Genomic DNA, 15,328 nt, shown 5'->3' on the forward strand with positions numbered 1-15,328 from the left:
AGGGCTTCCACGGTACCTGAGCCCACGCCCATACGGTACGTCGCCCGCAGGACGCGCCTGTGCGCAGGACCAGCCAGGAGCCCCGTCCTCGCTGGTCAGCTGCGATTTTAACCTCTTCTTGGCGGGCGACCCGCCGGGGGGAGTGACTCTCGTTACCCCACCGCCGCGATCATGCGCGGCCGCGGGCCTCCGCCATCCGCTGTTCGGCGATCCGGTCGGCCGCCGCGGCCGGCGGAATGCCGTCCGCCTTTGCGCGAGCGAAGATCGAAATCGTGGTGTCGAAGATCTTCGCGGCCTTGGCTTTGCACCGGTCGAAGTCGAAACCGTGCAGCTCGTCGGCGACCTGGATGACCCCGCCCGCGTTGACCACGTAGTCCGGCGCGTAGAGGATCCCGCGGTCGGCGAGGTCCTTCTCGACGCCCGGGTGCGCGAGCTGGTTGTTGGCGGCGCCGCACACCACCTTCGCGGTCAGCACGGGAACGGAGTCGTCGTTGAGGGCGCCGCCCAGCGCGCAGGGAGCGTAGATGTCGAGGTCGCCGACCCCGGCGCCCCTGATCAGCGCGTCCGTGTCGGCGGCGACGGAGACCTCGGGGTGCCGGTCGGTGATCCCGCGCACGGACTCCGCCCGCACATCGGTGATCACGACCTCCGCCCCGTCCTCCAGCAGATGCTCGACGAGGTGGCGGCCGACCTTGCCCACGCCCGCGATGCCGACCCTGCGGCCGCGCAGCGTCGGGTCGCCCCACAGGTGCTGGGCGCTGGCCCGCATGCCCTGGAAGACGCCGAAGGCGGTGAGGACGGACGAGTCGCCGGCCCCGCCGTTCTCGGGGGAGCGGCCGGTGGTCCAGCGGCATTCACGGGCGACGACGTCCATGTCGGCCACGTACGTGCCGACGTCGCAGGCCGTCACGTAGCGCCCGCCGAGCGAGGCGACGAACCGGCCGTAGGCGAGCAGCAGCTCCTCGCTCTTGATCAGGTCCGGGTCCCCGATGATCACGGCCTTGCCGCCGCCGTGGTCGAGCCCGGCCATGGCGTTCTTGTACGACATGCCGCGCGCGAGGTTCAGCGCGTCGGCGACGGCCTCCGCCTCGGAGGCGTACGGGTAGAAACGGGTGCCGCCGAGGGCCGGGCCCAGGGCGGTGTTGTGGAGGGCGATGACGGCCTTGAGGCCGCTGGCCCGGTCCTGGCAGAGAACGACCTGCTCGTGGCCCCCTTGTTCCGAGTGGAAGAGGGTGTGCAGGACGTCTTCAGCAGGCGCGCCGGTCACATCGGTCACTGTGGTGACTCCCAAGTACGTAGCGGCGATTGAGCGGATTCCCGTGCGGGTGGCGGGCGTCCGGGTGGTGCGTGAGCAAGAGATTAGAGCGTGGACGTGCCCGTCATGGCCGCAGTGCCGAGGATCACTCTCTCGCGTCGGAGTGCCGTGGACGTACGGTCGAATCCCGCCGGGCCGTGTCGTGGGACGATTTGCAGTGTTTTCCAGCCTTCGGGCGGGGGAGGGAGCAGCCGTGCCCAAGGTGTCCTCGGTGACCGTCCCGTACGCGGCGTATCTGCGCGTCTACGAACCCCTCGCGGCCTTCCCGCAGCCGGAGCGCGGCCACTGGGAGCGTTACGCGCGCCGTGAGCGGCGTCCGTCGTACCAGGACGAACTCCGCCGCTCTTTGGCCGACTTGCTGCCCACCCCGCCGGTCGCGGTGCCGGTGCACGAGAGCGACGACGCGTTCGTGATCGAGGTGGAGGGCGTGCTGTGCGTCTGCCCGTGGCGGACCCGGCTGCGCGGCTGGCAGGCGCTGGGCGAGCTGCCGGAGCAGCTGCCGTCCCCGGTCCTGGACGCGGTCCTGCCGCCGGTGGTGCGCCGGCAGGCGGCCGCCGACTACGAGCGCTGGCTGGAGCGCAACCCGGACGCCCGGCCGTGGATCCGTACGTCGATCTGGCAGGTGCCGCTGAACTGGTTCGTGCTGGTCGCCGACGAGGAGCGGGAGTACGAGCCGAAGATCGGCGAGGGCGGGGCCGGTGAACCGTATCTGCGCTACCGGACCCCGATGGTGCAGGCCCGGCGCCGGGTGGCGCGCGGGCTGAGGGCGCTGCGGGACGCGATCGACGAGGGGCCGCTCATCGAGGGCCTGGTAGACGTGGGGCGCTGGCTGGAGGAGTTCCACCCCCGTTCGTACGTCGAGCTCGACTACGGCGGACTCGTGCACGCCCTGCCGGCCGGCCACCTCGACGAGGACCACTCGGCGGCGGACGTGGCCGAGGGCATCGCGGCGCTGCGCTCCGGTGACGGGGACGGCGCGGGCGAGGCGTACGCGCGGCTCGTGGAGCGCTGGCGGGCGGTGCGGGACCGGCAGTACGCCAACTGACGGCCTGCGCACGGGTCTTAAGGACCTAGGTCCCGATCCGGGCTTTTGTCTCAAGCGTGACGGACTGCACTTACTGGGCCCTTGCGCCGATCACCCCTCCTCGTGCCAAAATAGGACAAGGAGTCCGGGGAGGGCTCCATCCGTCCAACTAAGTCCAACCATGGACGGATTACTCAGCATTGCACTGTCTGTGGGGGGTCTGATGACTCCTGATCGCTCTGTGACTGATCGTCACTGTGGCGTGACTGTCCGCTATGGCATGGTCCATCGGCTTCCGTCGCTGATGAACACCTGGGAGGGCAATTCCATCGGTTTGGCCGACGCGGCTGGACGGATGGTGTAGTTGTAGTGCCGAGGACAAGCCGTTCGTCCTATAACCGACTCGACCCGTGTCCGCCATATCGGGCAACGCGGGTCAAGGTGCAGAATTTAAAGGAAAGAACCGAGAAGGTTCGGTTCTCCCGAGGAGGCCGCTCATGACCGCTCGCACCCCTGATGCCGAGCCGCTGCTGACCCCCGCCGAGGTCGCCACGATGTTCCGCGTCGACCCCAAGACGGTCACGCGCTGGGCGAAGGCTGGCAAGCTCACGTCGATCCGCACGCTCGGCGGACACCGCCGTTACCGCGAGGCCGAGGTCCGCGCACTGCTGGCGGGTATCCCCCAGCAGCGCAGCGAGGCCTGAGGCACCGCATCACACAGCAATACCGGGCGTTCCGGGTCCCCCAACCCGATCGCGCCCACCCCATAGCTCCACATGACGCGGGACCTGCCCCAACAGGCCCCCTTCTTCTGAAGAGCCCCTGAAGCGTCATCTCCACTGCATCTCGGGCGCGTCGTCGATCGCGCTGGACTCCGCCGGGTCCAGCGCGATCTTTTTTGTGCGCGTCGGGCGCCCTGGAGCGGGGATCTGTGCGTGCTCTTGTCGAACCTTGATCGGTCCCTGGAGGGCACCTGTGAGGGTGGTGCAATTGCACATATTAAATTGAGCAGTTGTAGGAGGGGTGTAAGAAACGGTGTTTCCAAAACTCGTTCGGTGACACCCGTCACACGCCCCGAAGCTTGTTGCAGGTGACGCCCGTGCGCTAGTGGAGTCCGCGGGCCCGCACGCCACCGACTTCTCATCAGTCCTCTTCAGGCTCCCACCAGTTGCGTGCCCCGTGGGTCGGCTTTGGTCACGCCTTCGGGGGACTTTCGTCCCCGTCGCCCTCCAGGGCGCCCTCGCAGCCCTCCAGGGCCTCTGGGGCGGGGTCGGCGGCGGGATCCATGGCGAGCCGCAGCAGGCGGTGGCAGACGGGGCAGTGCCGGGTGAAGTGGCGATGGCCGGAGGCGGCGGCGAGATGGGCGCGCAACAGGGCTCGCGTCTCATGTCGGGGTGCCGCCATGTGTCGCCTCCAGGCCGCTCGCCGGGTTGTCGTTCTGGCGTACCGGGAGGGCCGGGCGGCGTCAAGGCGGGCTGCGGGGGCGGGTTGGGCGGTGCGGCGCAGGGCGGGGGTCCCGTCGGGGGGCGCTCGCGCCCGCGCCCGCGCGGCGCAGCCGTGGATCCGGGGGCCGCGGCCTGGCCCGTGAACGGCAAAGGCCCGCACCGAACGGTGCGGGCCTTCATCTCCTGCGGTCCTGACGGGATGTGCCGTGCCGGCCGTGGCTCCACCACGGGCGCGGCCTCCGGGAACGACCGAGGCCCGCACCGATTCGGTGCGGGCCTCGATCTACTGCGGTCCTGACGGGATTTGAACCCGCGGCCTCCACCTTGACAGGGTGGCGAGCACTCCAAACTGCTCCACAGGACCAGGTTTCGCGGCGCTTTGTTCTTTCCTGCGCTGCGAGAAGGACTGTACAGCAGTGCAGGCCATCCGGTCGAACTCACCGAACGTGCCCGCCCGGACACGGCCCCGCTACGGCACTTGGGCGTCGATCGCCTTCACGATCCGCTTGTCCGAGACGGGGTACGCCGTGCCCAGCGCGTGCGCGAAATAGCTGACGCGGAGCTCCTCGATCATCCAGCGGATGTCCAGGACCTCCTGCGGCACGGGCCGGCCCTGCGGCATCTGCTCAAGGAGCCAGGCGTACTCGTCCTGCATCTCGTGGACCTTCTCCATGCGGGTGGTGTCCCGCTGGGCGCCGGCCGGCATCTGCTGCAGGCGCCGGTCGGCCGCGGTCAGATAGCGCATCAGGTCGCCCAGGCGCCGGATGCCCGTCGCCGTGACGAAGCCGGGCTTCACAAGGGCGTCCAACTGCGTGCGGACGTCCTGGAGGTTGGCGAGCAGCGCCGGGCTCCGCGTGGACTTCAGACGGCGCTCACAGGCCTGCCAGGCGGCCAGCACCTGCTGCACCTGCCCGACCGTGCGCACCGTCGTGTCGACGATCTCCGCGCGCACCTTCTCGTAGAGCTTGCGGTACGACTCCTCGTCCCAGGCCGGGCCGCCGAAGTCCGCGATGAGCTTGTCCGCCGCCGCCGTCGCGCAGTCGTCGAAGAGGGCCTGGACGGAGCCGTGCGGGTTCGCCGACAGGGCGAGCTTCGCCGCGTTGTTCAGCTTGTCCGAGGCGAACTTCGCCGGGTTCACCGGGATGTTGCGCAGGATGAGCCGGCGCGTGCCCTTCCACATGGCCTGCGCCTGCTCGGCCTCGCTGTCGAAGAGCCGTACGGACACGGTGTCCCCGTCGTCGACGAGCGCGGGGAACGCCTTCACCGGCTGGCCCGCCCGGCGCGTCTCGAAGACCTTCGAGAGCGTGCCGATCGTCCAGTCCGTGAGGCCCTTGCGCTCGACGGACGGGCCGCCGGCGCGCTCGGCGGTGGCGGCCGCCGCCTTGGAGATGGCCTGGCGCGCCTTCGGCTTCAGCTGGAGCTTCAGGGCCTCCAGGTCCTTGTCCTCGGCGAGCTTGCGGCGCCGCTCGTCGACGATCCGGAAGGTGATCTTCAGGTGGTCGGGTACGCGTGCGAGGTCGAAGTCGTCGGCCTTCACCGGGACACCGACCATGCGCTGCAACTCGCGGGCGAGCGTCGTGGGCAGCGGCTCCTGCAGGGGCACGGCCCGCTCCAGGAACGCCTTCGCGTAGTTCGGCGCCGGTACGTAGTTGCGGCGGATCGGCTTGGGCAGTGACCGGATCAGCTCGACGACCACGTCCTCGCGCAGGCCCGGGATCTGCCAGTCGAAGCCCTCGTCGGTGACCTGGTTGAGCACCTGGAGCGGGATGTGGACGGTGACACCGTCGGCGTCCGCGCCCGGCTCGAACTGGTACGTCACCCGGAACTTGAGCGCGCCCTGGCGCCACGAGTCCGGGTAGTCGGCCTTGGTGACCGCCTCCGCCGACTCGCGGATCAGCATCGAGCGCTCGAAGTCGAGGAGTTCGGGCTCCTCGCGCTTCTTGTTCTTCCACCAGGAGTCGAAGTGCGCGCCGGACACGACGTCCTGCGGCACCCGCTGGTCGTAGAAGTCGTAGAGGGTGTCGTCGTCCACGACGATGTCGCGGCGGCGCGCCCGGTGCTCCAACTCCTCGACCTCGGTGAGGAGTTTGCGGTTGTCGGCGAAGAACTTGTGGTGCGTACGCCAGTCGCCCTCGACCAGCGCGTTGCGGATGAACAGCTCGCGGGAGATCTCCGGGTCGACGCGACCGTAGTTGATCTTCCGCTGGGCGACGATCGGGACGCCGTACAGCGTGACCTTCTCGTACGCCATCACGGCCGCCTGGTCCTTCTCCCAGTGCGGTTCGCTGTACGTGCGCTTGAGGAGGTGCCCGGCGAGCGGCTCGACCCACTCGGGCTCGATCTTCGCGTTCACGCGCGCCCAGAGCCGGCTGGTCTCCACCAGCTCCGCCGACATCACGAAGCGCGGGGGCTTCTTGAAGAGGGCCGAGCCGGGGAAGATCGCGAACTTCGCGTTGCGGGCGCCGATGTACTCGTTGCGCCCCCGGTCGCGGCCCGCCTGCTTGGGGTCCTTGGCCTGCGACTCCTTGGACTCCTTCACGTCCTTCATCCCGATGTGGGAGAGGAGTCCGGAGAGCAGGGAGACGTGGATCGAGTCGCCGGCGGCGTCGGCGTCGTTGAGATGGATGCCCATCTGCTTGGCGACCGTGCGCAGCTGCGTGTAGATGTCCTGCCACTCGCGGATGCGCAGGAAGTTCAGGTACTCGCGCTTGCACATCCGGCGGAAGGCCGAGGAGCCGAGCTCCTTCTGCTGCTCGCGCACGTACCGCCACAGGTTCAGGAACGCGAGGAAGTCGCTGGTCTCGTCCTTGAAGCGGGCGTGCTGCTGGTCGGCCTGCTGCTGCTTGTCGGACGGGCGCTCGCGCGGGTCCTGGATGGAGAGCGCGGCCGCGATCACCATGACCTCGCGGACGCAGCCGTTCTTGTCGGCCTCCAGGACCATGCGGGCCAGCCGCGGGTCGACGGGCAGCTGGGAGAGCTTGCGCCCCTGCTGGGTGAGCCGCTTGCGTACGTCCTTCTCGCTGGGGTCCAACGCGCCCAGTTCCTGGAGGAGTTGGACGCCGTCGCGGATGTTGCGGTGGTCCGGCGGGTCGATGAAGGGGAACTTCTCGATGTCGCCGAGTCCGGCCGCGGTCATCTGGAGGATGACGGAGGCGAGGTTGGTGCGCAGGATCTCCGCGTCCGTGAACTCCGGGCGGGCGAGGAAGTCGTCCTCGGAGTACAGACGGATGCAGATGCCGTCGCTCGTACGGCCGCAGCGGCCCTTGCGCTGGTTGGCGCTGGCCTGGCTGACGGGCTCGATGGGCAGCCGCTGCACCTTCGTACGGTGCGAGTAGCGGGAGATGCGGGCGGTGCCCGGGTCGATCACGTACTTGATGCCGGGGACGGTCAGGGACGTCTCGGCGACGTTCGTCGCGAGAACGATCCTGCGGACGGTGCCCGCGCCGGGCCGCTGGAACACGCGGTGCTGCTCGGCGTGCGAGAGGCGCGCGTACAGCGGAAGCACTTCGGTGAACCGGAACTTCTTCTTCTCCAGGGCGTCCGCGGTGTCGCGGATCTCGCGCTCGCCGGAGAGGAAGACGAGTATGTCGCCCTGGCCTTCCGCCATGAGCTCCTCGCACGCGTCCGTGATCGCGGTGATCTGGTCGCGGTCGGAGTCGTCCGACTCCTCCTCCAGGAGGGGGCGGTAGCGCACCTCCACCGGGTACGTACGCCCGCTGACCTCGACGATCGGGGCGTCCCCGAAGTGCCGTGCGAAGCGCTCGGGGTCGATGGTCGCCGAGGTGATGACGACCTTGAGGTCGGGGCGCTTCGGCAGCAGCTGGGCCAGATAGCCGAGCAGGAAGTCGATGTTGAGAGACCGCTCGTGGGCCTCGTCGATGATGATCGTGTCGTAGGCGCGCAGCTCGCGGTCCGTCTGGATCTCGGCGAGCAGGATGCCGTCCGTCATCAGCTTCACGAAGGTCGCGTCCTGGTCGACCTGGTCGGTGAAGCGGACCTTCCAGCCGACGGCCTCGCCCAGCGGGGTGTGCAGCTCGTCGGCGACGCGCTCGGCGACCGTACGGGCGGCGATCCGGCGGGGCTGGGTGTGGCCGATCATGCCGCGCACACCGCGCCCGAGGTCGAGACAGATCTTCGGGATCTGCGTCGTCTTTCCGGAACCGGTCTCACCGGCGACGATCACGACCTGGTGGTCGCGGATCGCGTCGGCGATCTCGTCCTTCTTCTGGCTGACCGGGAGCTGGTCCGGGTACGTGACGTCGAGGGCGGCGCGGCGCTCCCGGCGTACGGCCGTGCGGACCCCGGCCTTCTCGGCCTCGGCCTCGATCTCCGCCATGACGGCGGCGCGGGCCTCGGGCTTGCGGATCTTGCGGGCACCTTCGAGTCTGCGCCCGAGCCGGTGCGCGTCACGAAGGGACAGCTCGGACAGCCGCCGCGCTACGGCGGCGAACTGATCGGCGGCGGGAGCAGGCTGCGTAGACATACGTGCTCCAGGATCTCACCTCGGGGAAATCCGTGGCGAACGGTTTTGGCGCGGCCGGGGCGGAGCGGGGTCGCCGGGGCGACTCTCGGGATGTATGCGGCTTATGTCTGTTTTAGCGTGCAGCTATGTCGCCCACGCCCGACGAGGAACAGCCGCGCCCCCATCCGCCGCACGAGGAGAGGGCGGAGCCTGCGGCGCACGGTGCGCACGGCCGGCCGCCGACGCGGGCGGACCGCTGGGCGAACTTCAAGAAGTCCCCGTTCCGGCCCGCGCTCGTGCTCGTCTTCATCCTGGCCGCGGCGGCGGCGCTGTTCGCGGCCTCGTACACGTACTCCATGGCGAACCCGACCCCGCACCACATCCCGACCGGCGTCACCGGCGAGCGGGACGCGGCGCGGCGCAGCCAGTTCGTCGCCGCGATGGAGCAGGCGCTGGACGCGCAGCTCGACCTCAAGCACTACGCGAGCGGGGAGGCGGCCCGGTCCGCCATCGACGAGCAGCGGATCTACGCGGTCCTGGACGTCCGGGACAACGGCGCCCGGGTCGAACTGGACGTCTCCAGCGCCTCCGGCGCCTCGGTCGCCCAGGTCTTCACGGAGTCGGCGCCGCAGGTCGCCCGGGAGACCGGCATCCCGGTGACCGTGAAGGACCTGAAGCCCTTGCAGAGCGGCGACCCGCGGGGCCTGGCGATCTTCTACATCTCGCTCGCGGCCGTGATCATCGGCTTCGTCGGGGCGATCCAGCTGAGCGTGCACGCGCGCGGCCTGAACCCGGCCGAGCGGATCGCGTTCACGATCGCCTACGCACTCCTCGGCGGGTTCGCGGTGGCGGCGGTCGTCGACTGGGGCCTGGGCGCGCTCGATCTGCCGTTCGTGGAGTCGTGGCTGATCCTCGCGCTGACGATGTTCACGTGCGGGATGGTCTTCACGATGTTCAACACGTTCTTCCACCGCTGGGCGATGATCCCGACCTGGGGCCTGCTGGTCCTGGTCGGCAACCCGGCGTCGGGCGGAGCGGTGGCGCCCCCGCTGCTGCCCACGTTCATCGGCCGCCTCGGCCAGTGGCTGCCCCCGGGCGCCTCGGTCAACGCCCAGCACACGGCGGTCTACTTCCAGGGCCACCAGCACGCCTTCCCGTTCCTGGTCCTGACCGGCTGGGCCCTGCTCTCATCGGCCCTGTTCTGGTTCTGGCGCCACCGGCATCCGGGCGGCAGGGGGACGCAGCCGTTGCATGCGGCGGCGGTGTGAGAGGTGCCCAGGTGCCCCGGGTGCCCCCGGAAACGAGAACACCCCCTCCGGGCGAACCCGGAGGGGGTGTTGTTTGTGGCTGGGGCCGGGGTCGAACCGGCGACCTTCCGCTTTTCAGGCGGACGCTCGTACCAACTGAGCTACCCAGCCACGAAGTTCACGAGGAACTTCAGCGGTCCTGACGGGATTTGAACCCGCGGCCTCCACCTTGACAGGGTGGCGAGCACTCCAAACTGCTCCACAGGACCAAGCTGTTGTGTGCGATCTGCGAACAGTGTCGCACACGATCTTGCGTGCCCCCAACGGGATTCGAACCCGTGCTACCGCCTTGAAAGGGCGGCGTCCTAGGCCGCTAGACGATGAGGGCTATCGGCCCGCCTGCGCGCTTCGCAGCGCGTCGGGGACGTGAGAAGCATATGGGATGCGGGGAGCTATCGCCAAAACGGTTTACGGGGACCCCGTCGGAGCGGTCGGGGACGGGGTCGCCCCGGGTTGGTTCTCCTTCGGGAGATGGCGGCTGACCTCGGCCGTCGTCAGGCCGAGGCCGCCGAGACGGATCTCGTCCCAGGCCTGCAGCCGCTTGGTGCCGCGGTCCAGATAGAGGACGGACGCCTCGACCGGGTCGGGGTGGCCGTTCTCGTTGTCGACGGCGCGCAGACCGCTGCCGCCGGTGGAGCCCTCGACGCGCAGCCGGGTGCCGAGCGGGAGGACCTGCGTCTCCTCGTGGTGGATGTGCCCGGCGAGGACGAGCGGGACCGTCCCGTCCACCTCCTTCGCCGCGACCGGCTCGTGTGCGAGGGCGATGTCGACCGGGGTGCCCGCGGCGCGCTGGTCACGGATGGCCGAGGCGAGGCGCAGGCCCGCCATCCGTTCGGCCGGGTCGCCCTGGGCCGCGGTGGAGCGGTCCGGGGTGTACTGCGGGTCGCCGGTGCCGGCGAAGCGCAGGCCCGCGACCGTGGCGGCCTTCCCCTCGTCGAGCACATGGACGTTCGGGAAGCGTGCGCGGTCGGAGAGGTACTTCTGGGTCTGCGTCTTCGAGTCGTGGTTGCCGCGGATCCAGACGTAGGGCGCGCCGAGGTCCTTGATCGGGTCGAGGAAGGCGTTCTCGGCTGCCGAGCCGTGGTCCATGGTGTCGCCGGTGTCGACGATCACCGAGATCTTGTACTGGTCCACGAGCGAGGCGATGATCTTCCACGACGCCGGGTTGAGATGGATGTCCGAGACGTGCAGGACGCGGATGGTCGAGGGGTCGGGGCGGTACGCGGGCAGCGTGGACGTCACGTCGTACAGGCGCGTGACATTGGTGACCAGGCGGGCCAACTCCTCCTGGTAGACGTTGAATTCGGTGACGATCGAGCGGGCGTTGCCGACCACCTGGGGCGCCGAGGAGAGCAGCCCGGAGAACTTCGGCTCCAGGACCGACTTCGGGTTCCAGGTGGCGTACGCGGTCGCGCCCGACGCCGCCAGCAGGGCGAGCGCCAGACCGCCGGCGGCCAGGGCGCGGCCCGGGCGGCGGTAGACCGCGAGGCCGAGCGCCGTCGCGCCGGAGACCACCGCCACGCAGGAGCGGATCGCCAGGTCGGCGGTGCCGTGCTCGACGTCCCGGGCCACCTCGTCCTGGAGCCCCGAGAGCCGCTCGGGGTGGTCGACCAGGGCCTGGGCGCGGACCGGGTCGAGCCGGTCGACGTCGACGTCCAGGCGGATGGGGGCCGTGTGGGAGTCGAGCTCAAGGGCGCCCAGCGGGGACACGTTGATCTTGGTGCCGCCGGTGAGGGAGGGGCGCAGGGTCATCTTGGTGTCCATGGGGCCCACGGGCGCCCGCACGCTGCCGACGATCAGCAGCCCGAGCCAGGCGCCCAGCAGCACCACGGTGATCAGGCCGAGGGCGCGCACGTAGGGGTGGGGCGGGTGGACCAGTTCCAGGACCGGGCGGGGATGGCGCCCCCGGTAATGGCGCAGGACCGCCGACGGGGCGGTGCGTACTCCCCGTACGCGGTGCACGGATCGGCGTATGGCGGCAGCGGGTGAGCGGGCCATTGCTCCCGTATGCCCAAGTGGGCGGGTCGATATGCGGGTTGTGCCGGACAATGGCCGTGTGCTGGAGATGACGCGTGAGGAGTTCGAGGAACTGGTCGCCGAGGCGCTCGACCGGATTCCGCCCGAGTTGACGCGGCTCATGGACAACGTCGCGGTGTTCGTGGAGGACGAACCGCCCTCCGACGATCCCGAGCTGCTCGGGCTCTACGAGGGCACTCCGCTGACCGACCGGGGTGAGTGGTACGCGGGCGTCCTGCCCGACCGGATCACGATCTACCGGGGCCCGACGCTGCGGATGTGCGCGTCGCGCGAGGACGTGGTCGCGGAGACCGAGATCACCGTGGTGCACGAGATCGCGCACCACTTCGGCATCGACGACGCGCGGCTGCACGCCCTGGGGTACGGATGAGGCGGGTGAGGCGGGTGAGCGATGTGGGGGCGGACGGCTCACTGTTCGTTCCTGGGCGATTCGCGGTCGTTGTTTGTGCGGGGATTGTGCGGTGTGCGTGAGGTCTGCGTTCCGCGCGTGTCCTCCTGCGGCGCGCGGGAGTTGGGGACGGTGACCCCGTCTCCTGCCGGACTGCCCGGAGGTGCTCGCCCGTGCGCCAGCTGCCCGTTTCCCTTCGATCGGTCGGACGGCTAGCCGCGACCACGGTGGCCGTCGCGGCGGCCGCCGGGTGCATGAGCGTCGCCGACGACGCCAAGCCGTCGGCCGCCACGCCGTCCGTCTCGCACCGGGGCGCCGGGGCGGGACCCGACGGCGGCACCGTGGTCTCCGGCGGTTCGCACGGGCCCGGGGCGCGGGCCGAAGGGGCGTCACCCCCGGTGAGCGGCTCGGCGGACCCCTCCGCGTCGGCGTCGGCGTCCGCTTCGGGCGCCGCGGCCGCCTCGCCGAGCCGCGGCGCCTCGAAGCCCGTACGCGCCACGCCCTCCGCGAAGCCGTCGTCGTCGCGCCCCACGCCCTCCTCGCAGGCGCCCACGCAGGAGCCGGACACCCCGACGCCGACGCCGTCCCCCACGACCGCCGAGCCGTCGTCGTCCGCGCACGAGCAGTCCGCGCCGCAGGGCGACGGGGTGCCCGCGCCACAGGCCGGGAATCCGGCCTAGAAGCACCGCCGGCGTTCCCCTGTGACCCGAGTCTCAGGGGAACGGTTTGCCTTGGGGGGTGGTGGGTGCGTATGGTGGTAGATCGTTTGATCCCATTTGCCCGGCGCCGCTGAAGAGAGCGCCGCGTGGCGCGTACTCTCCCTTGCCGTGGCTGGACCGCATTGAGGCGGTCGATTTGCGAAAGCGCAATTACACGGAGTTGACGGGCGCGTGCCGAGACTCCGGAAGGTTTCGCATTTCGCATGTCCATTTCTGCTGACAACACCGTAGAGAACTTCGACGAGCAGATCGTCGAGCAGGTCGTCGACGCCGCTGTCGAGACCGACGAGCAGGCGGTCGACACCACCGCCGCCGAGAACGACACGACCGTCGAGCACGACGAGAACGGTGCCGAGGGCGACGAGCCCACCATCACCTTCGCCGACCTCGGTCTCCCCGAGGGCGTCGTGCGCAAGCTCGCGCAGAACGGTGTGACCACCCCGTTCCCGATCCAGGCCGCGACCATCCCGGACGCCCTGGCCGGCAAGGACATCCTCGGCCGTGGCCGCACCGGCTCCGGCAAGACCCTCTCCTTCGGTCTGCCGACGCTGGCCCGCCTCGCGGGCGGCCGCACCGAGAAGCACAAGCCGCGCGCCGTCATCCTCACCCCGACCCGTGAGCTCGCGATGCAGGTCGCGGACGCGCTGCAGCCGTACGGCGACCAGGTCGGCCTGAAGATGAAGGTCGTCTGCGGCGGTACGTCGATGGGCAACCAGATCTACGCCCTGGAGCGCGGCGTCGACATCCTCGTCGCCACCCCGGGCCGACTGCGCGACCTCATCAACCGCGGCGCCGCCGACCTCTCCGAGGTCGAGGTCGCGGTCCTCGACGAGGCCGACCAGATGTCCGACCTGGGCTTCCTGCCCGAGGTCACCGAGCTGCTCGACCAGGTTCCGGCCGGCGGCCAGCGGATGCTCTTCTCCGCCACCATGGAGAACGAGATCAAGACGCTCGTCACCCGCTACCTGAAGGACCCGGTCAGCCACGAGGTCGACGCCGCCCAGGGCGCCGTCACGACCATGTCGCACCACATCCTGATCGTGAAGCCGAAGGACAAGGCGCCGGTCACCGCGGCCATCGCCGCCCGCAAGGGCCGCACGATCATCTTCGTCCGCACCCAGCTGGGCGCCGACCGCATCGCCGAGCAGCTCCGCGAGGCCGGCGTGAAGGCCGACGCGCTGCACGGCGGCATGACGCAGGGCGCGCGTACCCGCACCCTCGCCGACTTCAAGGACGGTTACGTCAACGCGCTGGTCGCCACCGACGTCGCCGCCCGCGGCATCCACGTCGACGGCATCGACCTGGTCCTGAACGTGGACCCGGCCGGCGACCACAAGGACTACCTGCACCGCGCGGGCCGCACGGCGCGTGCCGGCCGCACGGGTACGGTCGTCTCCCTCTCGCTGCCGCACCAGCGCCGCCAGATCTTCCGGCTGATGGAGGACGCGGGCGTCGACGCCGGGCGTCACATCATCCAGGGCGGTTCCGCCTTCGACCCGGAGGTCGCCGAGATCACCGGCGCCCGTTCCATGACCGAGGTCCAGGCCGAGTCCGCGGGCAACGCCGCGCAGCAGGCCGAGCGCGAGGTCGCCTCCCTGACCAAGCAGCTGGAGCGGGCGACGCGTCGCGCCGCCGAGCTGCGCGACGAGGCCGACCGCCTCACCGCCCGCGCCGCCCGTGACCGCGGCGAGGACGAGGAGGGTGTGGCCGCGGCCGTCGCCGCCGCGACCGAGGCCGCCGCCGAGGCCGTCGCCGCTGCCGCCGCCGAGGTGCCGCGTCAGGAGGAGCGCACCGAGCGTTCGTCCTCGTACGAGCCGCGTCAGCGGCGTGACGACCGCGGCAACTACGAGCGCCGTGACCGTCGTGACGACCGCGGTGGCGACCGTGGCGGCTTCCGCCGGGACAACGACCGTGGTGGCCGTTCCTTCGAGCGCCGTGACGACCGTGGCGGCTTCGAGCGTCGTGACAACGACCGTGGTGGCCGTTCTTTCGAGCGTCGTGACGACCGCGGTGGCGACCGTGGCGGCTTCCGCCGCGACGACCGTCGTGACAACGACCGTGGTGGCCGTTCTTTCGAGCGCCGTGACAACGACCGCGGTGGCTTCGAGCGTCGTGACAACGACCGTGGTGGCCGTTCTTTCGAGCGTCGTGACGACCGCGGTGGCGACCGTGGCGGCTTCCGCCGCGACGACCGTCGTGACAACGACCGTGGCGGTTTCCGCCGGGACAACGACCGTGGTGGCCGTTCCTTCGAGCGCCGTGACGACCGTGGCGGCTTCCGCCGCGACGACCGTCCCGCCGGCGGTCACCGGGGCAGCGACCGCCCGTTCAACCGCGACCGCCGCGACGACCGCCCCTCCGGCGGCCACCGTCCCTACGGCCGCCGCGACGACCACCGTGGCGCCGGTTCCGGTTCCGGTTCCGGTTCCGGTTCCTCCTTCGGCCGTCGTGACGACAAGCCGCGTTGGAAGCGCAACGGCTGACATCTGATCAGCACCGATCACTGAAGCGGGCCCATCCCTTTGGGGGTGGGCCCGCTTTGTCGTGCCCGGAAATCCCAAGTGGGTTGTCAGAGGCGGTTGTTAAGGTCCGCAGGCCGGAGCCGGATCTTCGTCGTCCGGTGGACCGGCA

The 15,328-nt window shown here is 70.3% G+C and carries 10 protein-coding genes and 4 tRNA genes; 6 read left to right on the top strand and 8 right to left on the bottom strand.

The window, feature by feature from the left end:
- Positions 1-169: 169 nt before the first annotated feature.
- On the bottom strand, positions 170-1,276 hold the full coding sequence (locus J3486_RS39825) for a Glu/Leu/Phe/Val dehydrogenase (RefSeq protein WP_207828906.1): 1,107 nt from the start codon (positions 1,274-1,276) through the stop codon (positions 170-172).
- 232 nt (positions 1,277-1,508) lie between these two features.
- On the opposite strand from J3486_RS39825, the gene J3486_RS39830 reads away from it, so the two are divergent.
- A complete protein-coding gene (locus tag J3486_RS39830; protein ID WP_207828907.1) occupies positions 1,509-2,360 on the top strand; it encodes a hypothetical protein in 852 nt (283 codons plus the stop codon).
- Positions 2,361-2,836: 476 nt separating this feature from the next.
- Positions 2,837-3,043: a developmental transcriptional regulator BldC gene (bldC, locus tag J3486_RS39835; RefSeq protein WP_003949541.1), complete on the top strand. Its 207-nt coding sequence runs from the start codon at positions 2,837-2,839 to the stop codon at positions 3,041-3,043.
- A 490-nt stretch (positions 3,044-3,533) separates the two neighbouring features.
- Here the strand turns inward: bldC and J3486_RS39840 are convergent, their stop codons facing one another.
- From J3486_RS39840 to hrpA, 3 genes are all read right to left on the bottom strand, one after another.
- Positions 3,534-3,743, bottom strand: a complete 210-nt coding sequence (locus J3486_RS39840) for a DUF6274 family protein (protein ID WP_207829000.1) — start codon at positions 3,741-3,743, stop codon at positions 3,534-3,536.
- Between the two features lie 330 nt (positions 3,744-4,073).
- Positions 4,074-4,148: transfer RNA gene (locus J3486_RS39845), tRNA-Asp, on the bottom strand.
- Between the two features lie 105 nt (positions 4,149-4,253).
- Positions 4,254-8,267, bottom strand: coding sequence for an ATP-dependent RNA helicase HrpA (gene hrpA, locus J3486_RS39850; RefSeq protein WP_207828909.1), 4,014 nt, complete (start codon positions 8,265-8,267; stop codon positions 4,254-4,256).
- A gap of 125 nt (positions 8,268-8,392) precedes the next feature.
- Here hrpA and J3486_RS39855 point away from each other — a divergent pair, with 125 nt between their 5' ends.
- Positions 8,393-9,514, top strand: a complete 1,122-nt coding sequence (locus J3486_RS39855; RefSeq protein ID WP_207828911.1) for an ABC transporter permease — start codon at positions 8,393-8,395, stop codon at positions 9,512-9,514.
- A 76-nt stretch (positions 9,515-9,590) separates the two neighbouring features.
- On the opposite strand, the gene J3486_RS39860 is transcribed toward J3486_RS39855, so the two are convergent.
- The 4 genes from J3486_RS39860 to J3486_RS39875 all read right to left on the bottom strand — a co-directional run bounded on the left by J3486_RS39860 (position 9,591) and on the right by J3486_RS39875 (position 11,551).
- Positions 9,591-9,664, bottom strand: a tRNA-Phe gene (locus tag J3486_RS39860).
- 23 nt (positions 9,665-9,687) lie between these two features.
- A tRNA-Asp gene (locus J3486_RS39865) sits at positions 9,688-9,762 on the bottom strand.
- A gap of 46 nt (positions 9,763-9,808) precedes the next feature.
- Positions 9,809-9,881 (bottom strand) — tRNA-Glu (locus J3486_RS39870).
- Positions 9,882-9,961: 80 nt separating this feature from the next.
- Positions 9,962-11,551, bottom strand: a complete 1,590-nt coding sequence (locus J3486_RS39875) for a metallophosphoesterase (protein ID WP_207828912.1) — start codon at positions 11,549-11,551, stop codon at positions 9,962-9,964.
- Positions 11,552-11,609: 58 nt separating this feature from the next.
- On the opposite strand from J3486_RS39875, the gene J3486_RS39880 reads away from it, so the two are divergent.
- The 3 genes from J3486_RS39880 (at position 11,610) to J3486_RS39890 (ending at position 15,180) form a co-directional block, all read left to right on the top strand.
- The gene (locus J3486_RS39880) at positions 11,610-11,960 is read left to right on the top strand and encodes a metallopeptidase family protein (protein ID WP_018529533.1); all 351 of its coding nucleotides are present in this window, start codon (positions 11,610-11,612) and stop codon (positions 11,958-11,960) included.
- A gap of 191 nt (positions 11,961-12,151) precedes the next feature.
- A complete protein-coding gene (locus J3486_RS39885) occupies positions 12,152-12,658 on the top strand; it encodes a hypothetical protein (RefSeq protein ID WP_307805139.1) in 507 nt (168 codons plus the stop codon).
- A 242-nt stretch (positions 12,659-12,900) separates the two neighbouring features.
- The gene (locus J3486_RS39890; protein WP_207828914.1) at positions 12,901-15,180 is read left to right on the top strand and encodes a DEAD/DEAH box helicase; all 2,280 of its coding nucleotides are present in this window, start codon (positions 12,901-12,903) and stop codon (positions 15,178-15,180) included.
- Positions 15,181-15,328: the final 148 nt, after the last annotated feature.

The organism is Streptomyces sp. VRA16 Mangrove soil (genome assembly GCF_017377775.1).
Taxonomy (GTDB): Bacteria; Actinomycetota; Actinomycetes; order Streptomycetales; family Streptomycetaceae; genus Streptomyces.

Bases quoted from the DNA above. Each gene is read 5' to 3' on its own strand.
- bldC (WP_003949541.1), top strand. From the start codon at position 2,837: ATGACCGCTCGCACCCCTGATGCCGAGCCGCTGCTGACCCCCGCCGAG.
- J3486_RS39840 (WP_207829000.1), bottom strand. From the start codon at position 3,743: ATGGCGGCACCCCGACATGAGACGCGAGCCCTGTTGCGCGCCCATCTC.
- hrpA (WP_207828909.1), bottom strand. From the start codon at position 8,267: ATGTCTACGCAGCCTGCTCCCGCCGCCGATCAGTTCGCCGCCGTAGCG.
- J3486_RS39855 (WP_207828911.1), top strand. From the start codon at position 8,393: ATGTCGCCCACGCCCGACGAGGAACAGCCGCGCCCCCATCCGCCGCAC.
- J3486_RS39875 (WP_207828912.1), bottom strand. From the start codon at position 11,551: ATGGCCCGCTCACCCGCTGCCGCCATACGCCGATCCGTGCACCGCGTA.
- J3486_RS39890 (WP_207828914.1), top strand. From the start codon at position 12,901: ATGTCCATTTCTGCTGACAACACCGTAGAGAACTTCGACGAGCAGATC.